The 327-nt window shown below is 75.2% G+C and carries 1 protein-coding gene; it reads right to left on the minus strand.

Translation table 11 applies throughout. The features are described from left to right. Nucleotides 1-240: hypothetical protein (locus tag PUR61_RS18155; RefSeq protein WP_329879940.1), on the minus strand; the 240-nt coding region annotated here is incomplete at its 3' end. Between the last annotated feature and the right edge of the window lie 87 nt (nt 241-327).

The raw sequence follows: 327 nt of genomic DNA on the forward strand, positions 1-327 counted from the left end.
GCTCCGGCTGCGCAGCGGCAGCGCGCCGGCCATCACCGCGATCCCGACCTGGGCACGCGGGCTGAACCCGACGAAGGTGGTGGACCTCCGGGTGACCCCTGCGTGGTAGACCAGCTCGTCGCCCATCGTGCCCACGGTGCACTGCGCGCCCTCCCTGCCCTCCGCTCCGGCGCCCGACTCCGCCGAGGACTCCGGACCGGGCCGGGCCGCCGAGCGCGACGCGCCCTCCAGTTCTGCCACGTCCGCCCCGTCCGAGAGGTCCTCGGGATCCTCGGGATCCGCCGGACCCCGGTGTGACCACGACGCGCGGTGGTTCCAGCCCAGACA

Source organism: Streptomyces sp. BE20, from assembly GCF_036322525.1.
Classification (GTDB): domain Bacteria; phylum Actinomycetota; class Actinomycetes; order Streptomycetales; family Streptomycetaceae; genus Kitasatospora.